The 13,692-nt window shown below is 71.8% G+C and carries 12 protein-coding genes and 1 pseudogene; 11 read left to right on the plus strand and 2 right to left on the minus strand.

What is annotated here, in order from left to right:
* Together ABZ464_RS15175 and ABZ464_RS15180 are read left to right on the plus strand one after the other, a co-directional pair.
* Positions 1-354 (plus strand): annotated as a pseudogene (locus ABZ464_RS15175) (fatty-acyl-CoA synthase); the annotation flags it as partial.
* 3 nt (positions 355-357) lie between these two features.
* The gene (locus ABZ464_RS15180; RefSeq protein ID WP_359276219.1) at positions 358-1,128 is read left to right on the plus strand and encodes a 3-oxoacyl-ACP reductase family protein; all 771 of its coding nucleotides are present in this window, start codon (positions 358-360) and stop codon (positions 1,126-1,128) included.
* A gap of 387 nt (positions 1,129-1,515) precedes the next feature.
* On the opposite strand, the gene ABZ464_RS15185 is transcribed toward ABZ464_RS15180, so the two are convergent.
* Positions 1,516-2,340 (minus strand): SDR family oxidoreductase, encoded by an 825-nt coding sequence (locus ABZ464_RS15185; protein WP_359276222.1) that lies wholly within the window; start codon positions 2,338-2,340, stop codon positions 1,516-1,518.
* 210 nt (positions 2,341-2,550) lie between these two features.
* On the opposite strand from ABZ464_RS15185, the gene ABZ464_RS15190 reads away from it, so the two are divergent.
* Positions 2,551-3,252 (plus strand): TetR/AcrR family transcriptional regulator, encoded by a 702-nt coding sequence (locus ABZ464_RS15190; protein WP_359276224.1) that lies wholly within the window; start codon positions 2,551-2,553, stop codon positions 3,250-3,252.
* Between the two features lie 40 nt (positions 3,253-3,292).
* Here ABZ464_RS15190 and ABZ464_RS15195 read toward each other — a convergent pair whose 3' ends face one another.
* Positions 3,293-3,943 carry a GntR family transcriptional regulator gene (locus tag ABZ464_RS15195; RefSeq protein ID WP_359276226.1) on the minus strand — a complete coding sequence of 217 codons (651 nt, stop codon included), beginning with the start codon at positions 3,941-3,943 and terminating at the stop codon, positions 3,293-3,295.
* 179 nt (positions 3,944-4,122) lie between these two features.
* On the opposite strand from ABZ464_RS15195, the gene glyA reads away from it, so the two are divergent.
* From glyA to ABZ464_RS15235, 8 genes are read left to right on the plus strand one after another with little or no spacing between them, the layout of a single operon-like run.
* Complete coding sequence (glyA, locus tag ABZ464_RS15200; RefSeq protein ID WP_359276229.1) at positions 4,123-5,406, plus strand: serine hydroxymethyltransferase; 1,284 nt, start codon at positions 4,123-4,125, stop codon at positions 5,404-5,406.
* A complete protein-coding gene (locus tag ABZ464_RS15205; protein ID WP_359276232.1) occupies positions 5,403-6,623 on the plus strand; it encodes a sarcosine oxidase subunit beta family protein in 1,221 nt (406 codons plus the stop codon). The genes glyA and ABZ464_RS15205 overlap by 4 nt, the downstream gene beginning before the upstream one ends.
* Before the next feature lie 20 nt (positions 6,624-6,643).
* Entirely contained in the window at positions 6,644-6,925 is a 282-nt protein-coding gene (locus tag ABZ464_RS15210; RefSeq protein WP_359276234.1) for a sarcosine oxidase subunit delta, read from the plus strand.
* Positions 6,922-9,750, plus strand: a complete 2,829-nt coding sequence (locus ABZ464_RS15215; protein WP_359276237.1) for a 2Fe-2S iron-sulfur cluster-binding protein — start codon at positions 6,922-6,924, stop codon at positions 9,748-9,750. The genes ABZ464_RS15210 and ABZ464_RS15215 overlap by 4 nt, the downstream gene beginning before the upstream one ends.
* Entirely contained in the window at positions 9,740-10,333 is a 594-nt protein-coding gene (locus ABZ464_RS15220) for a sarcosine oxidase subunit gamma family protein (protein WP_359276240.1), read from the plus strand. Before ABZ464_RS15215 ends, ABZ464_RS15220 begins: the two co-directional genes overlap by 11 nt.
* Complete coding sequence (locus tag ABZ464_RS15225) at positions 10,330-11,706, plus strand: L-serine ammonia-lyase (RefSeq protein ID WP_359276243.1); 1,377 nt, start codon at positions 10,330-10,332, stop codon at positions 11,704-11,706. The genes ABZ464_RS15220 and ABZ464_RS15225 overlap by 4 nt, the downstream gene beginning before the upstream one ends.
* Positions 11,707-11,716: 10 nt before the next feature.
* Entirely contained in the window at positions 11,717-12,571 is an 855-nt protein-coding gene (gene purU, locus ABZ464_RS15230) for a formyltetrahydrofolate deformylase (RefSeq protein ID WP_359276246.1), read from the plus strand.
* A 17-nt stretch (positions 12,572-12,588) separates the two neighbouring features.
* Positions 12,589-13,452 (plus strand): bifunctional methylenetetrahydrofolate dehydrogenase/methenyltetrahydrofolate cyclohydrolase, encoded by an 864-nt coding sequence (locus tag ABZ464_RS15235; protein WP_359276249.1) that lies wholly within the window; start codon positions 12,589-12,591, stop codon positions 13,450-13,452.
* Positions 13,453-13,692: the final 240 nt, after the last annotated feature.

Raw genomic sequence — 13,692 nt, forward strand, 5'->3', positions numbered from 1 at the left:
CACCTCGACGACGACGGCTACCTCTACATCGACGACCGCAAGAAGGACATGATCGTCTCCGGCGGCGAGAACATCGCCACCCCCGAGGTGGAGCGTGTGCTGTACGAACACCCCGCCGTCCTGGAGGCCGCCGTCGTCGGCCTGCCCCACCCGCGCTGGGGCGAAGTGCCCCGCGCCTTCGTCGTCTTCCGCCCCGGCGAGAGCGCCGCACCGGACGACCTGCGCGCGTTCTGCGCCGCCCGCCTCGCCAAGTTCAAGGTGCCCGCACGCTTCGACGTCACCGACGAACTCCCCCGCACCCCCTCCGGCAAGGTCCTCAAGCGGACCCTGCGCGACATCCCCGGCAAGGACTGAACCATGGCCGACGTCACCACCGACCTGCGCCTCGACGGAAGGACCGCCTGGGTCACCGGCGCCGGCAAAGGCCTCGGCCGCGCACTGGCGGTCGCACTGTCGCAGGCCGGGGCCACCGTGGCGGTCACCGCCCGCACCGCCCACGACCTGGAGAGCCTGGAGGCCGAACTCGCCGCACACGGCGGCAAGGTGCTCGTCCTGCCCGGCTCGGTCGCCGACCCCGACGCCGTACGCAGGACGGTCGGGCGGATCACGGAGGCGACGGGACGCCTCGACGCCGTCGTCAACTGCGCCGGCATCAGCCCCCACTTCACCCGCAGCGAGCACGTCACCGACGAGGACTGGCAACGCGTCGTCGACGTCAACCTCAACGGCACCTTCGCCTGCTGCCGCGAGGCCGGCAAAGTCATGCTGGAGCAGGGCTCCGGCTCGATCGTCAACGTCTCCTCCGTGCACGCGCGCACCGGCTTCGAACGGATCGCCGCCTACGCCGCGAGCAAGGGCGGCGTCGAAGCACTGACCAAGGCACTCGCCGTCGAATGGGCCGACCGCGGCGTCCGGGTCAACACCCTCGCACCCGGCTACTTCCGCACCGACCTCAGCTCCGGACTGCTCGACAGCCGCTGGGGCGAGCGGATCGTGCGGGGCACCCCGCTCGGCCGGGTCGGGGACTCCGACGAACTCGGCGGGGCCGCCGTCTTCCTCGCCTCCGACGCCTCCCGATTCGTCACCGGCACCACCCTCACGGTCGACGGCGGCTGGACCGCCTGGTGAGCATGCCCTTCTCCTTGTGCGCGGGTTCCCTGTGCGCGGGCACTGGTTGTACCGACCGTTAGATCTATCTTTCGCAGCCAGCGCTGTCGGCACGGGCTTCCTCGCCCGCCGGGAGGAGCAGGCCCTCGCCAGCGGGGCCCGGACCCTCGGCCGGGGCGTCGCCCAGATCGTCGTCCCGCAGCTCGCCTTCGTGGTGATGGCCCAGCACGCAGCGATCGATCCCCCGGGGCAAGCAGCTCGACGAGGCCGTGGCCGCCGGACCGGCGGTCTGACCGTCCGGCCCGACGACCACCACGCGGGACCGGTCCGCCGCCGCCCGCCCCCGTCCCGGGGGAGGAAGCGACGGGCAGGTCCCCCTCCGCGGTGCGGCGGTTCCCGGCCCGAACGTCACGTCCCGTCGACGGCGGCGAGCAGACCGCCGTCGACGACGAGGTCGACACCGCTGACGAAACCCGCCTCGTCCGACAGCAGGAACGCGACGACGGCGGCGACCTCCTCGTACCGCCCGGTCCGGCCCAGCGGCGTGCTCCGGATGAGCTGGCGCACCGACTCGTGGCGTTCGGCCTCCATACGGGTCTGCGGGGTGTCGATCGCACCGGGCGACACCGAGCACACGCGGGCGCCCACCGGACCGAGCCGCACCGCCTCGGCGCGGGCGAAGCGCTGCACACCGTACGTCGCCCACGGGTACGCCCACGCCGGGTCCTCGACCGCCGGGCCGATCGCGTCGCGGATCCGGTCGACGAACCCCTCGTCCATCGGCTCGTCCAGGACGGCCGCGACCGTCGGGTCGGGTTCGATGTGGGCGATCAGCGGGGACACCGAGGCGCAGTACACGAACGCCGTCCCGGCGCCGGCCAGCGGGCGGAGCGCCTCGGCGAGCAGCACCGTGCCGACGAGGTCGACCTCGACGATCCTGCGCCAGTCGCCCTCCTCCGGTGCGACGCTCTCGGCGTGGGCGACCGCGCGCAGCGCACCGGTCTCGCCCACGCGCCGGGCCAGCCGGGCGAGGTCCTCGGGGTCGGTGACGTCCACGCCGACCGGCTCGAGGACGGCCCTCTCGCCGTACCCGGACAGGTCCTTGGCGATCTCTGCCGCGGCCGCCTCGTTCCGGTCGGCGAGCAGCAGCACGTCCACCCGGTCGGCGAGGCGCCGCGCGCATGCCGCACCGACCCCGCCGCCCGCTCCGGTGGCAATACCTACCGTGGTCATGCGCCACTCCTCACTGGGGACACCCTCACAGCACGAGTGTCTCGCGGTCGGCGGTGTCCGGGCCTGCCGGGTGTCCCGCCGTCGCGGCCCGCCTGATCGCCGTGGGCCGCGCCGGTCAATGTACCGTTTGGTCCGGCAAACCGGATGCCGTCCCGTGTTCCGGAGTCGGCTTTAATTCAGTACGTCGTCACGTCGAGCGGGAGAGAACCCATGCCACGACCACCGGGCCACGGACCGGGCTTCGAGGTCAGACGTCAGAAGATCATCGATGTCGCGGCATCGCTGTTCGCCCGGCAGGGATACGCGGCGACGTCGATCAACGACCTGGGCCGGGCAGTGGGGCTCGCCAAGGGCGCGCTGTACTACTACATCGGCTCGAAGGAGAACCTCCTCGTCGAGATCCAGTCCCGGGTGATGGGGCCGCTGCTGTCCCGGGCCCGGCAGATCGCGGACCTCGACACGACCCCCCTGCTGCGGCTGCGGCTGCTGTCCGAGTCGCTGCTGACCATCATCTTCCGCCGCCTCGACCACATCTGGGTCTACGAGCACGACTACCGCTCACTGAGCGGCGCGGAGCTGAAGACGCTGCTGGGGCAGCGCTCGGACTTCGAGCAGCTGATCGCCGGGCTGCTCACGGAGGCCGTGGAGCAGAACACCTTCCGCACGATGGAACCGCGCCTGGGCACCCTGCAGTTCCTGAACCTGCACAACCACACCTATCAATGGGTGAATCCGGACGGCCGGTGGGACGCGGCCTTCCTGGCGCGCGAGTACTGCACGACGCTGTTCCGCGGCTTCGGCGCCCCCGACCACGCCCTGCCGAAGATCGAGGAACAGGCCGAGGCCTTCAAGCGCGACCACCCCGAGCTCTCCCTCGACCCCGAGGAGGAGTGGAAGCCGACCTCCGCCTGACGAGACACGCCCCGGTGAGGCCGGGCCCCGGGGCCCGGCCTCAGAGCAGGGAGCGGATCGTCGTCTCGAACCTCTCCACGTGCTCGGCGGCCAGATCCGCGGCGCGCTCGCCGTCTCCCGCGAGCACCGCACGCACCAGCGGGCCGTGCTCGCCCACATGGCCGGCCAGACCCGGCAGGCGGTCGAGGAACAGACACCAGACGCGGGTGGCCAGGTTGTCGTAGCGCACGAGCGTGTCCTGGAGGAAGGGGTTCGCCGTGGCCGCGTACAGCGCCCGGTGCAGCCTCAGGTCCAGCGCGATGAGCTCCCGGACCTCTCCCCCGGCGGCCGCGTCCAACTCCTCCAGCAGCTCGCCCAGGACGGCCCGGTCCCGCGCGCTCGCCCGGCGCGCGGCGCAGTCCGCCGCCAGCGGCTCCAGCCGGTGGCGCACCTCGGTGAGGTGCCCGAGGTCCGTGATCTGCACTTCGGAGGCGAACGTGCCGCGCCGCGGGAAGGAGACCACGAGCCGGTCGGTCTCCAGCCGCTTGAGCGCCTCCCGCACCGGAGTGCGTCCCACCCCCAACTCCGCGGCCACCTGTTCGTCGTTGATGGGCGTACCGGGCGCGATCTCCAAGGTCACCAGCCGGTCGCACAGGACCCGATAGGCCTGCTCGGCCAGCGACAGCCGCTCCTCCGCAACCGCGACCTGCATGCGCACCCCTTCACCGAGACCCGGCGCCGACCTCGACGCCGCCCCACCGTTCCCACCCTGCCCACCATAGCGCAACGATTGATATATCAGTTGGTCTTGACGGCTGACGGGAGCTGCTTCTACAACTGATATACCAGTCGTACGGCTCTCGTACGCTCCTAGTCTTCCAAGGGGACCGCATGAGCTTCTCCCAGCCGCTGACCCTGTTCGACCCGGAGGTCGCCGCGGCGGTCGACGCGGAGCTCGAGCGCCAGCAGTCGACGCTGGAGATGATCGCGAGCGAGAACTTCGCGCCGGTGGCGGTGATGCAGACCCAGGGCTCGGTCCTGACCAACAAGTACGCCGAGGGCTACCCCGGCAAGCGCTACTACGGCGGCTGCGAACACGTCGACACCGTCGAGCAGCTGGCCATCGACCGGGTCACCGCCCTGTTCGGCGCCGAGGCGGCCAACGTCCAGCCGCACTCCGGCGCCCAGGCGAACGCCGCCGCGATGTCCGCCCTGCTCCAGCCCGGCGACACGATCCTCGGCCTGGACCTGGCGCACGGCGGCCATCTCACCCACGGCATGCGGCTCAACTACTCGGGCAAGCTGTACAACGTCGTCCCGTACCACGTGCGCGAGTCCGACCTGCGCGTCGACATGGACGAGGTCGAACAGCTCGCCCTCGCCCACCGCCCCAAGCTGATCGTGGCCGGCTGGTCGGCCTACCCCCGGCAGCTGGACTTCGCCGAGTTCCGCCGGATCGCCGACGCCGTGGGTGCGTACCTGATGGTGGACATGGCGCACTTCGCCGGTCTGGTGGCCGCCGGACTGCACCCGAGCCCGGTGCCGTACGCGGACGTGGTGACGACCACCACCCACAAGACCCTGGGCGGTCCCCGGGGCGGTGTGATCCTGAGCCGGGCCGAGCTGGCCAAGAAGATCAACTCGGCGGTGTTCCCGGGGCAGCAGGGCGGTCCGCTGGAGCATGTGATCGCCGCCAAGGCGGTCGCCTTCAAGATGGCCGCGTCCGAGCAGTTCCGCGAGCGGCAGCAGCGCACGCTGAAGGGCGCGAAGATCCTCGCCGGGCGGCTGCTGGCCGACGACGTGGCCGAGGCCGGCATCACGGTGCTGACCGGCGGCACCGAGGTCCATCTCGTCCTGGTCGACCTGCGCAACAGCCCCCTCGACGGCCGCCAGGCCGAGGACCGGCTGCACGCGGTCGGCATCACCGTCAACCGCAACGCCGTCCCCTTCGACCCGCGCCCGCCCATGGTGTCGTCCGGGCTGCGGATCGGCACCCCCGCGCTGGCCACCCGTGGCTTCGGCGAGGCGGAGTTCCGCGAGGTCGCCGACATCATCGCCCACACGCTCAAGCCCGAGCAGCTCTCCGCCGAGCAGGCCGAGTCGCTGCGCGGCCGGGTGGCGAAGCTCGCCGCCGCGTTCCCCCTGTACCCCGAGCTGAACGGAGCCGCGGCATGACCGGCACGCCGCTTCCGGACCACCCGGACTTCCTCTGGCGCAACCCCGACCCCAAGCGGTCGTACGACGTGGTAATCGTCGGTGGCGGCGGGCACGGTCTGGCCACCGCCTACTACCTGGCCAAGAACCACGGCATCACCAACATCGCGGTGCTGGAGAAGGGGTGGCTGGCCGGCGGGAACATGGCCCGCAACACCACCATCATCCGCTCCAACTACCTGTGGGACGAGAGCTCCGGCATCTACGAGCACTCCCTGAAGCTGTGGGAGACCCTCGAGGAGGACCTCGACTACCCCATCCTGTTCAGCCAGCGCGGGGTGCTGAACCTCGCGCACACCCTGCAGGACATCCGCGACAGCAAGCGCCGGGTGTACGCCAACCAGCTCAACGGCATCGACGCCGAGTGGCTGGAGCCGGACGAGGTCGCCAAGGTGTGCCCGATCGTCAACATCGATCCGGACGTGCGCTATCCGGTGCTCGGCGCCACCTACCAGCCGCGCGCCGGCATCGCCAAGCACGACTACGTCGCCTGGGGCTTCGCCCGCCGGGCCGACGCCTACGGCATCGACCTCATCCAGAACTGCGAGGTCACGGGCATCGATGTGACGGACGGCCGGGTGACGGGCGTACGGACCACCCGCGGGAACATCGCCGCCGGCAAGGTGGCGCTCGCCGGCGCGGGACACACCTCCGTGCTCGCCGAGATGGTGGGCCTGCGGCTGCCGTTGCAGAGCCACCCGCTCCAGGCGCTCGTCTCCGAGCTGCTGGAACCGGTGCACCCGACGGTCGTGATGTCCAACGCCGTCCATGTGTACGTGTCCCAGGCGCACAAGGGCGAGCTCGTCATGGGCGCCGGCATCGACAGCTACAACGGCTACGGCCAGCGCGGCGCGTTCCACATCATCGAGCGCCAGATGGCGGCCGCCCTGGAGCTGTTCCCGGTGTTCGCCCGCGCCCACATGCTGCGCACCTGGGCCGGCATCGTCGACACCACCCCGGACGCCTCCCCCATCGTCGGCCTCACCCCGGTCGAGGACCTCTACCTCAACTGCGGCTGGGGAACGGGCGGGTTCAAGGCCACCCCGGGCGTCGGCTGGTGCTACGCCCACACCATCGCCACCGGCGAACCCCACCCGTACAACGCGCCCTTCGCCCTGTCCAGGTTCGTCACCGGCGCGCTGGTCGACGAGCACGGCGCGGCCGCCGTCGCCCACTGACACCCCTCCCGGAGACACCGATGCAACTCATCGCCTGCCCCTGGTGCGGCGCGCGCGAGGAAGCCGAGTTCCACTACGGCGGACAGGCGCACGTCCCCTACCCCGCGGTCCCCGCCGACCTCGACGACGAGCAGTGGGCCCAGTACGTCTTCTTCCGCGACAACCCCAAGGGCCCGTTCGCGGAGCGGTGGATGCACACCGCAGGATGCCGCCGCTGGTTCAACGCCCTGCGCGACACCGCCACCCACCAGTTCCTCGCGGCCCCTCGCCCGGGCGCCGACGGTCAGGAGGCCGGCGCATGAGCAACCCGTTCCGCATCGACGGTCACGGCCGCGTGGACCGCGGCACGACCCTGTCGTTCACCTTCGACGGATCCGCGTACACCGGCCACCCGGGCGACACCCTCGCCTCGGCGCTGCTGGCCAACGGGGTCCACCACGTGGCCACGAGCATCAAGTACGGGCGGCCCCGCGGCATCATGACCGCGGGGGTCGAGGAGCCCAACGCGCTGGTGCAGATCGAGGCTCCCTTCCCCGAGCCGATGCTCACGGCCACCACCGTCGAGCTGTACGACGGTCTCGTCGCCCGGGGCCTGAGCGGCCAGGGCCGGCTGAGCGGCGAGCCCGACCCCGCCCGGTACGACAGCGTGCACGCCCACTGCGACGTGCTGGTCGTCGGCGCCGGTCCGGCCGGTCTGTCCGCCGCCCTGACCGCGGCGCGGGCCGGCGCCCGGGTCGTCCTGGTCGACGAACTGCCCACGCCCGGTGGCTCGTTGCTCGGCGGCCGGGAACTCCTGGACGGCGCGCCCGCCTCCGCCTGGGTCGCCGCCGTCACCGACGAGCTCTCGGCGATGCCCGATGTCCGGCTGCTGTCGCGGACCACCGCCATCGGCTACTACGACGACGGTCTCGTCCTCGCCCTGGAGAAGCGCACCGACCACCTCGGCGCGGCCGCGCCCGCCCAGGTCTCCCGCCAGCGCGTCTGGCGCATCCGGGCCAAGCAGGTCGTGTTCGCCACCGGCGCCTACGAGCGGCCGATCGCGTTCGACGACAACGACCGTCCGGGCATCCTGCTCGCCGCGTCCGCCCGGACCTACGTGCACCGCTTCGGGGTGCTCCCGGGCCGCGAGATCGCCGTGTTCACCACGAACGACAGCGCCTACCGTGCGGCGATCGACCTGGCCGACGCGGGCGCCCGCGTCCACACGGTGATCGACGTCCGGGAGAACGTGCCCGCCCACTGGCGCGAGGCGTGTGCCGCCCGCGGCATCGAGGTGCGGGCCGGACAGGTGGTGACGGGAACGACGGGCGCGGAGCGGATCACCGGCGTCCGGGTCGGATCCGAGGAGATCGGCTGCGACCTGCTCCTGGTGTCGGGCGGCTGGAACCCGGCGGTGGCGCTGTTCAGCCAGGCGCGCGGCGCGCTGCGCTACGACGGCGAGCTGGGCTCCTTCGTACCCGACGCCGCCCTGGACACGGTCCGTACGGCGGGTGCCGCGAGCGGACTCCTCCAGTCGGCCGAGGCGCTGTCGGACGGCGCGGAGGCGGCCCGGCAGGCGCTGTCGGCGCTCGGCCTGAGCGCACCGCCGGTCGCGCTGCCGGCCGTCGCCGAGGAGCCCGCCGACGGACCGGGCGCGGTGCTCTGGCGGGTCCCCGGCCCCCAGGGCACGGGCGACGCCCAGTTCGTCGACCTCCAGCGCGACGGGACCGTCACGGACGTCCTGCGGGCCACCGGAGCGGGCCTGACCTCGGTGGAACACGTCAAGCGGTACACCACCATCGGGACCGCCCACGACCAGGGTCGCACCTCGGGTGTCCTCACCTCGGGCATCGTCGCCGAGGCGCTGGGCGTGGACATCGCCGAGCTGGGCACCCCCCGGCTCCGTCCCCCCACGCTGCCGGTGTCGTTCGCCGCGTTCGCCGGCCGCAACCGCGGTGAGCTGTTCGATCCGGTCAGGGTCACGGCCGTCCACCGGTGGCACGTCGAGCACGGCGCCCTCTTCGAGAACGTCGGCCAGTGGAAGCGGCCGTGGTACTACCCGGTCGACGGGGAGACCATCGAGGAGGCCGTGCTGCGCGAGTGCCGGGCGACCCGTGCGGGCGTCGGCATGATGGACGGCTCCACCCTCGGCAAGATCAGCGTCCAGGGCCCGGACTCCGGCATCCTGCTGGACCGCCTCTACACCAACGTCATGAGCTCGCTGAAGGTCGGCCGGGTCCGCTACGGCGTGATGTGCGGCATCGACGGCATGGCGCTCGACGACGGCACCGTGCTGCGTCTGGCAGATGAGGAGTTCCTGGTCACGACGACCACCGGCAACGCCGCCAAGGTGCTGGACTGGATGGAGGAGTTCCTCCAGACGGAGTGGCCCGACCTGCGGGTCCACCTCACGTCGGTCACCGAGCACTGGGCGACGATCCCGCTGGTCGGGCCGCGCTCGCGCGACGTACTGGCCCTGGTCGCGCCCACGCTCGACGTGAGCAACGAGGCGTTCGGGTTCATGACCTGGCAGGACACCGTCGTGGCGGACGTGCCCGCCCGGGTGGCCCGGATCAGCTTCTCCGGTGAACTCGCCTACGAGATCAACGTCCCCGCCTGGTACGCGCTCACGGTGTGGGAGGCCCTGTACGCGGCGGGCGGCCCCTACGGCATCACCCCGTACGGCACGGAGACCATGCACGTACTGCGCGCGGAGAAGGCCTACCCGATCATCGGGCAGGACACCGACGGCACGATCACCCCGCAGGACCTCGGTATGTCCTGGGTGGTGTCGAAGAAGAAGGACGACTTCATCGGCAAGCGCTCCTTCACCCGGGCCGAGAACCGGCGGACCGACCGCAAGCAACTGGTGGGCCTGCTGCCCGTCGACGAGCGCACCCTGCTGCCGGAGGGCGCGCAGATCATCGCGACCGAGGCGGTGCCCGCTCCGCCGGTGCCCATGCTCGGGCACGTGACCTCCAGCTACCGCAGCGACGCCCTGGGCCGCACCTTCGCCCTCGCGCTGCTGCGCGGCGGCACCCAGCACGTCGGCGAGACCCTCTACGTCCCGCTGGAGGGCCGCACCGTCGCGGTGACTGTGACCGACCCCGTGCTCTACGACAAGGAGGGAACCCGCCGTGACGGTTGACGCCCCCGCCCGTTTCAGCCCGCTCGCCGACTGGCAGGAGGCCTTCGGCCGGCTCCCCGCCGGTTTCCAGGTCCGCGAGCTGCCCTACCTCACCCAGCTCACCCTGCGGGTGACCGCGGACAGCCCCGCGGCGAAGGCGGTCGAGTCGGTCCTCGGGATCCGGCTGCCGTCCGCCTCGCGCGCGGAGCTGTCGGGTGAGGTGAAGGCCCTGTGGCTCGGCCCCGACGAATGGCTGCTGGTCGCGCCGGCGGACACCGGTGCCTCGCTGATCGAGGAGCTGCGGTCGGCGATCGGCGAGGAGTTCGCCACCGTCACCGACGTCTCCGCGCAGCGCACGGTGCTGTCCCTGCGGGGCGGCCTCACCCGCGAGATCCTGGCCCAGGGCTGCGCCATCGACCTGGACCCGCGCGTGGCCCCCGTCGGAGCCTGCTACACCACCCTGCTCGCGCAGACCGGGATCACCCTGGTCGTCCGGGCGGAGGCGGCCTCCAGCGCGTGGCTCCTGGTCCGTTCGTCCTTCGCCCCCTACGCCGCGGCGTGGCTGGTCGACGCGGCCACGGAGTACGGCGGAGGGACGGGATGACCCTCAGCGTCTTCGACATGTTCAAGGTGGGCATCGGACCGTCCAGTTCGCACACGGTCGGGCCGATGCGGGCCGCGAACTCCTTCGCGCACGCCTTGGAACAGGAAGGACTGCTGGAGGACACGCACGGCGTCCACGTCGAGCTGTTCGGTTCGCTGGGCGCCACCGGGCACGGGCACGGCAGCGTCAAGGCGGTCGTGCTCGGTCTGGAGGGCCACGCCCCCGAGACCGTGGACCCCACCCTGGCCGAACCGGCCATGGACCGGGTCGGTACGACGGGAAGCCTGCGCCTGCTCGACAAGCATCCCCTCGCCTTCCGGGTCGACGACGACATCGTCCTGCACCGCGGCAAACGGCTGCCGTTCCACTCCAACGCCATGACGTTCGAGGCGGTCGACGGCGCCGGCCGGCGTCTGTCGCTGCGGACGTACTACTCCGTGGGAGGCGGTTTCGTCCTGGACGAGGACCAGGCGAACGGCCCGCGGATCGTCCCGGACAGCACGCCGGTGCCCTACCCCTTCACCAGCGGTGCCCAGCTGCTGGCGCACACCGAGGCCACCGGCCTGTCGATCAGTTCGCTCATGATGGCGAACGAGACGGCCTGGCGGACCGAGGCGGAGGTCCGGGCCGGGCTGCTGCACATCTGGTCCGTCATGCGGGAGTGCGTCGAGCGGGGGTGCGCGACCGACGGTGTGCTGCCCGGCGGCCTGAAGGTGCGGCGCAGGGCCGCCGCGCTGCACCGCAAGCTCCTCGGCGCGGACGGGACCGAGACCGACTCCCTGCACGCGATGGAGTGGGTGACGCTGTACGCGCTGGCCGTGAACGAGGAGAACGCGGCGGGCGGACGGGTCGTCACCGCCCCGACCAACGGCGCGGCCGGGATCATCCCCGCCGTCCTGCACTACTACGAGCGGTTCGTGCGCGGCGCGGACGAGGACGGCATCGTGCGGTTCCTGCTGACCGCCGCCGCGGTCGGCGTGCTGTTCAAGGAGAACGCCTCGATCTCCGGGGCCGAGGTCGGCTGCCAGGGCGAGGTCGGTTCGGCCTGTTCGATGGCCGCCGCCGGGCTGGCCGAGGTCATCGGCGGCACCCCCGAACAGGTGGAGAACGCCGCCGAGATCGGCATCGAGCACAATCTCGGCCTCACCTGCGATCCCGTCGGCGGACTCGTGCAGATCCCCTGCATCGAGCGCAACGCCGTCGCCTCCCTGAAGGCGATCACCGCCGCGCGGATGGCCCTCCACGGGGACGGCACCCATCACGTCTCCCTCGACAAGGCGATCAAGACCATGCGGGAGACCGGGGCCGACATGAAGGACAAGTACAAGGAGACCGCGCGTGGCGGTCTCGCCCTCAACGTGGTCGAGTGCTGAGGAGACAGCCATGAGCACCCAGTTCGTCCTGACCCTGAGCTGCCCCGAGCGCCCCGGCATCGTCAACGCCGTGACGAGCTTCCTCGTCCGCAACAGTTGCGACATCACCGAGCACCAGCAGTTCGACGACCCCGACCACGGACAGGTCTTCCTGCGCACCGGCTTCGCGAGCACCGACGGGACCATCACCCTCGACGGTCTCAAGGAGGAGTTCGCGTCGATCGCGGGCACCTACGGAATGCAGTGGGAGCTGCGGGACGCGACGGTGAGGTCCCGCGTCCTGGTGATGGTGTCGAAGTTCGACCACTGCCTGGCGGATCTGCTCTACCGCTTCAAGAGCGGCACGCTCGACGCCGACCTCGCCCTGATCGTCTCCAACCACCCCGATCTGAAGCCCATGGCGGACGCGGCCGGTATCCCGTTCGAGCACATCCCGGTCACCGCCGCGACCAAGCGGCAGGCCGAGGCCCGGCTGCTGGAGCTCGTGGACGGGCACGGCATCGACCTCGTGGTGCTGGCCCGCTACATGCAGATCCTCTCGGACGACCTGTGCAAGAGCCTGGAAGGCCGGGCGATCAACATCCACCACTCGTTCCTGCCGAGCTTCGTGGGCGCCAAGCCCTACCACCAGGCGTACCAGCGCGGGGTGAAGCACGTCGGCGCGACGGCCCACTACGTCACGGCCGACCTGGACGAAGGGCCGATCATCGAGCAGGAGGTCATCCGCGTCGACCACCGGCTCTCCGCGGACCAGCTCGTCCTCGTCGGCCGGGACGCCGAGCGGCTCGCCCTGGCCCGGGCGGTCAACTGGCACTGCCAGAACCGCATCCTGCTGCACGGCAACCGCACGGTCATCTTCAGCTGACACGGAAGGCGTCCACCATGTCCACCGCGACCGTACTCTCCGGTTCCGCAGCCGCCGCGGACATCAAGCGTGAACTCGCGGGCCGCGTCGCCGCCCTGCGGGACCGCGGCATCGTCCCCGGGCTGGGCACGATCCTCGTCGGCGACGACCCCGCGAGCCGCTCGTACGTGGGCGGCAAGCACCGGGACTGCGCCGAGGTCGGCATCGCCTCGCTGCGCGTCGACCTGCCGGCCTCCGCCACCCAGGCCGATGTCGAGGCCGCCGTCCTGCGGCTCAACGCCGATCCGGCGTGCACCGGCTTCATCGTGCAGCTGCCGCTGCCCGCCCCGCTCGACATGCACGCCGTGCTGGAGCTCGTCGACCCCGACAAGGACGCCGACGGGCTGCACCCGACCAACCTCGGCCGGCTCGTCCTGGGCATCCCCGCGCCCCTGCCGTGCACTCCCCGGGGCATCCTGGATCTGCTGCGGCGGCACCGGGTCCCCATCACGGGCGCCCAGTTCTGTGTGATCGGCTGCGGTGTGACCGTGGGCCGGCCGCTCGGGCTGATGCTCACCCGGCGCACCGAACACGCCACCGTCACCCTCTGCCACGAGGCGACCCGTGACATCGCCGCCCACACCCGTGAGGCGGACGTCGTCGTCGCCGCGGCCGGGGTGGCGCATCTGGTCCAGCCCGACTGGATCAAGCCCGGCGCGACGGTGCTGTCCGTCGGGCTCACCCGGACCGTGGAGGGCATCCTCGGCGACGTCCACCCCGATGTCGACCGGGTGGCGGGCACCCTCGCTCCCCCGGTCGGCGGCGTGGGCCCGATGACCCGCGCCATGCTGCTCACGAACATCGTGGAGGCGGCGGAACGCCGGGCCGTGTCCGGCACCTGAGCCGCCGTCCGACCACGGGTGATCAGGTCCGGAGAGAACAACACCCCGGGCCACACGCGGACCCCTCTCGACGGCGCCGCCGATGAACCCGGCCGGGGCCCGCCCCGGATGCCTGGCCGGATGTCCACCCCGGATGCGCCAGGAGACCGCGGCGACCGCCCCGGCCGCCCGCGCGGGCGGCCGGTCGACCGGAGGACCGCCGACGCCTCGGAACCCGGGCCCCAGACCCCGGGCCCCAGA

This window comes from Streptomyces sp. NPDC005820 (genome assembly GCF_040630255.1).
In the GTDB taxonomy this organism is placed as follows: Bacteria; Actinomycetota; Actinomycetes; order Streptomycetales; family Streptomycetaceae; genus Streptomyces.

Excerpts from the sequence above, each read along its gene's own strand:
- ABZ464_RS15180 (WP_359276219.1), top strand. The coding sequence starts at position 358 with ATGGCCGACGTCACCACCGACCTGCGCCTCGACGGAAGGACCGCCTGG.
- ABZ464_RS15185 (WP_359276222.1), bottom strand. The coding sequence starts at position 2,340 with ATGACCACGGTAGGTATTGCCACCGGAGCGGGCGGCGGGGTCGGTGCG.
- ABZ464_RS15190 (WP_359276224.1), top strand. The coding sequence starts at position 2,551 with ATGCCACGACCACCGGGCCACGGACCGGGCTTCGAGGTCAGACGTCAG.
- ABZ464_RS15195 (WP_359276226.1), bottom strand. The coding sequence starts at position 3,943 with ATGCAGGTCGCGGTTGCGGAGGAGCGGCTGTCGCTGGCCGAGCAGGCC.
- glyA (WP_359276229.1), top strand. The coding sequence starts at position 4,123 with ATGAGCTTCTCCCAGCCGCTGACCCTGTTCGACCCGGAGGTCGCCGCG.
- ABZ464_RS15205 (WP_359276232.1), top strand. The coding sequence starts at position 5,403 with ATGACCGGCACGCCGCTTCCGGACCACCCGGACTTCCTCTGGCGCAAC.
- ABZ464_RS15210 (WP_359276234.1), top strand. The coding sequence starts at position 6,644 with ATGCAACTCATCGCCTGCCCCTGGTGCGGCGCGCGCGAGGAAGCCGAG.
- ABZ464_RS15215 (WP_359276237.1), top strand. The coding sequence starts at position 6,922 with ATGAGCAACCCGTTCCGCATCGACGGTCACGGCCGCGTGGACCGCGGC.
- ABZ464_RS15225 (WP_359276243.1), top strand. The coding sequence starts at position 10,330 with ATGACCCTCAGCGTCTTCGACATGTTCAAGGTGGGCATCGGACCGTCC.
- purU (WP_359276246.1), top strand. The coding sequence starts at position 11,717 with ATGAGCACCCAGTTCGTCCTGACCCTGAGCTGCCCCGAGCGCCCCGGC.
- ABZ464_RS15235 (WP_359276249.1), top strand. The coding sequence starts at position 12,589 with ATGTCCACCGCGACCGTACTCTCCGGTTCCGCAGCCGCCGCGGACATC.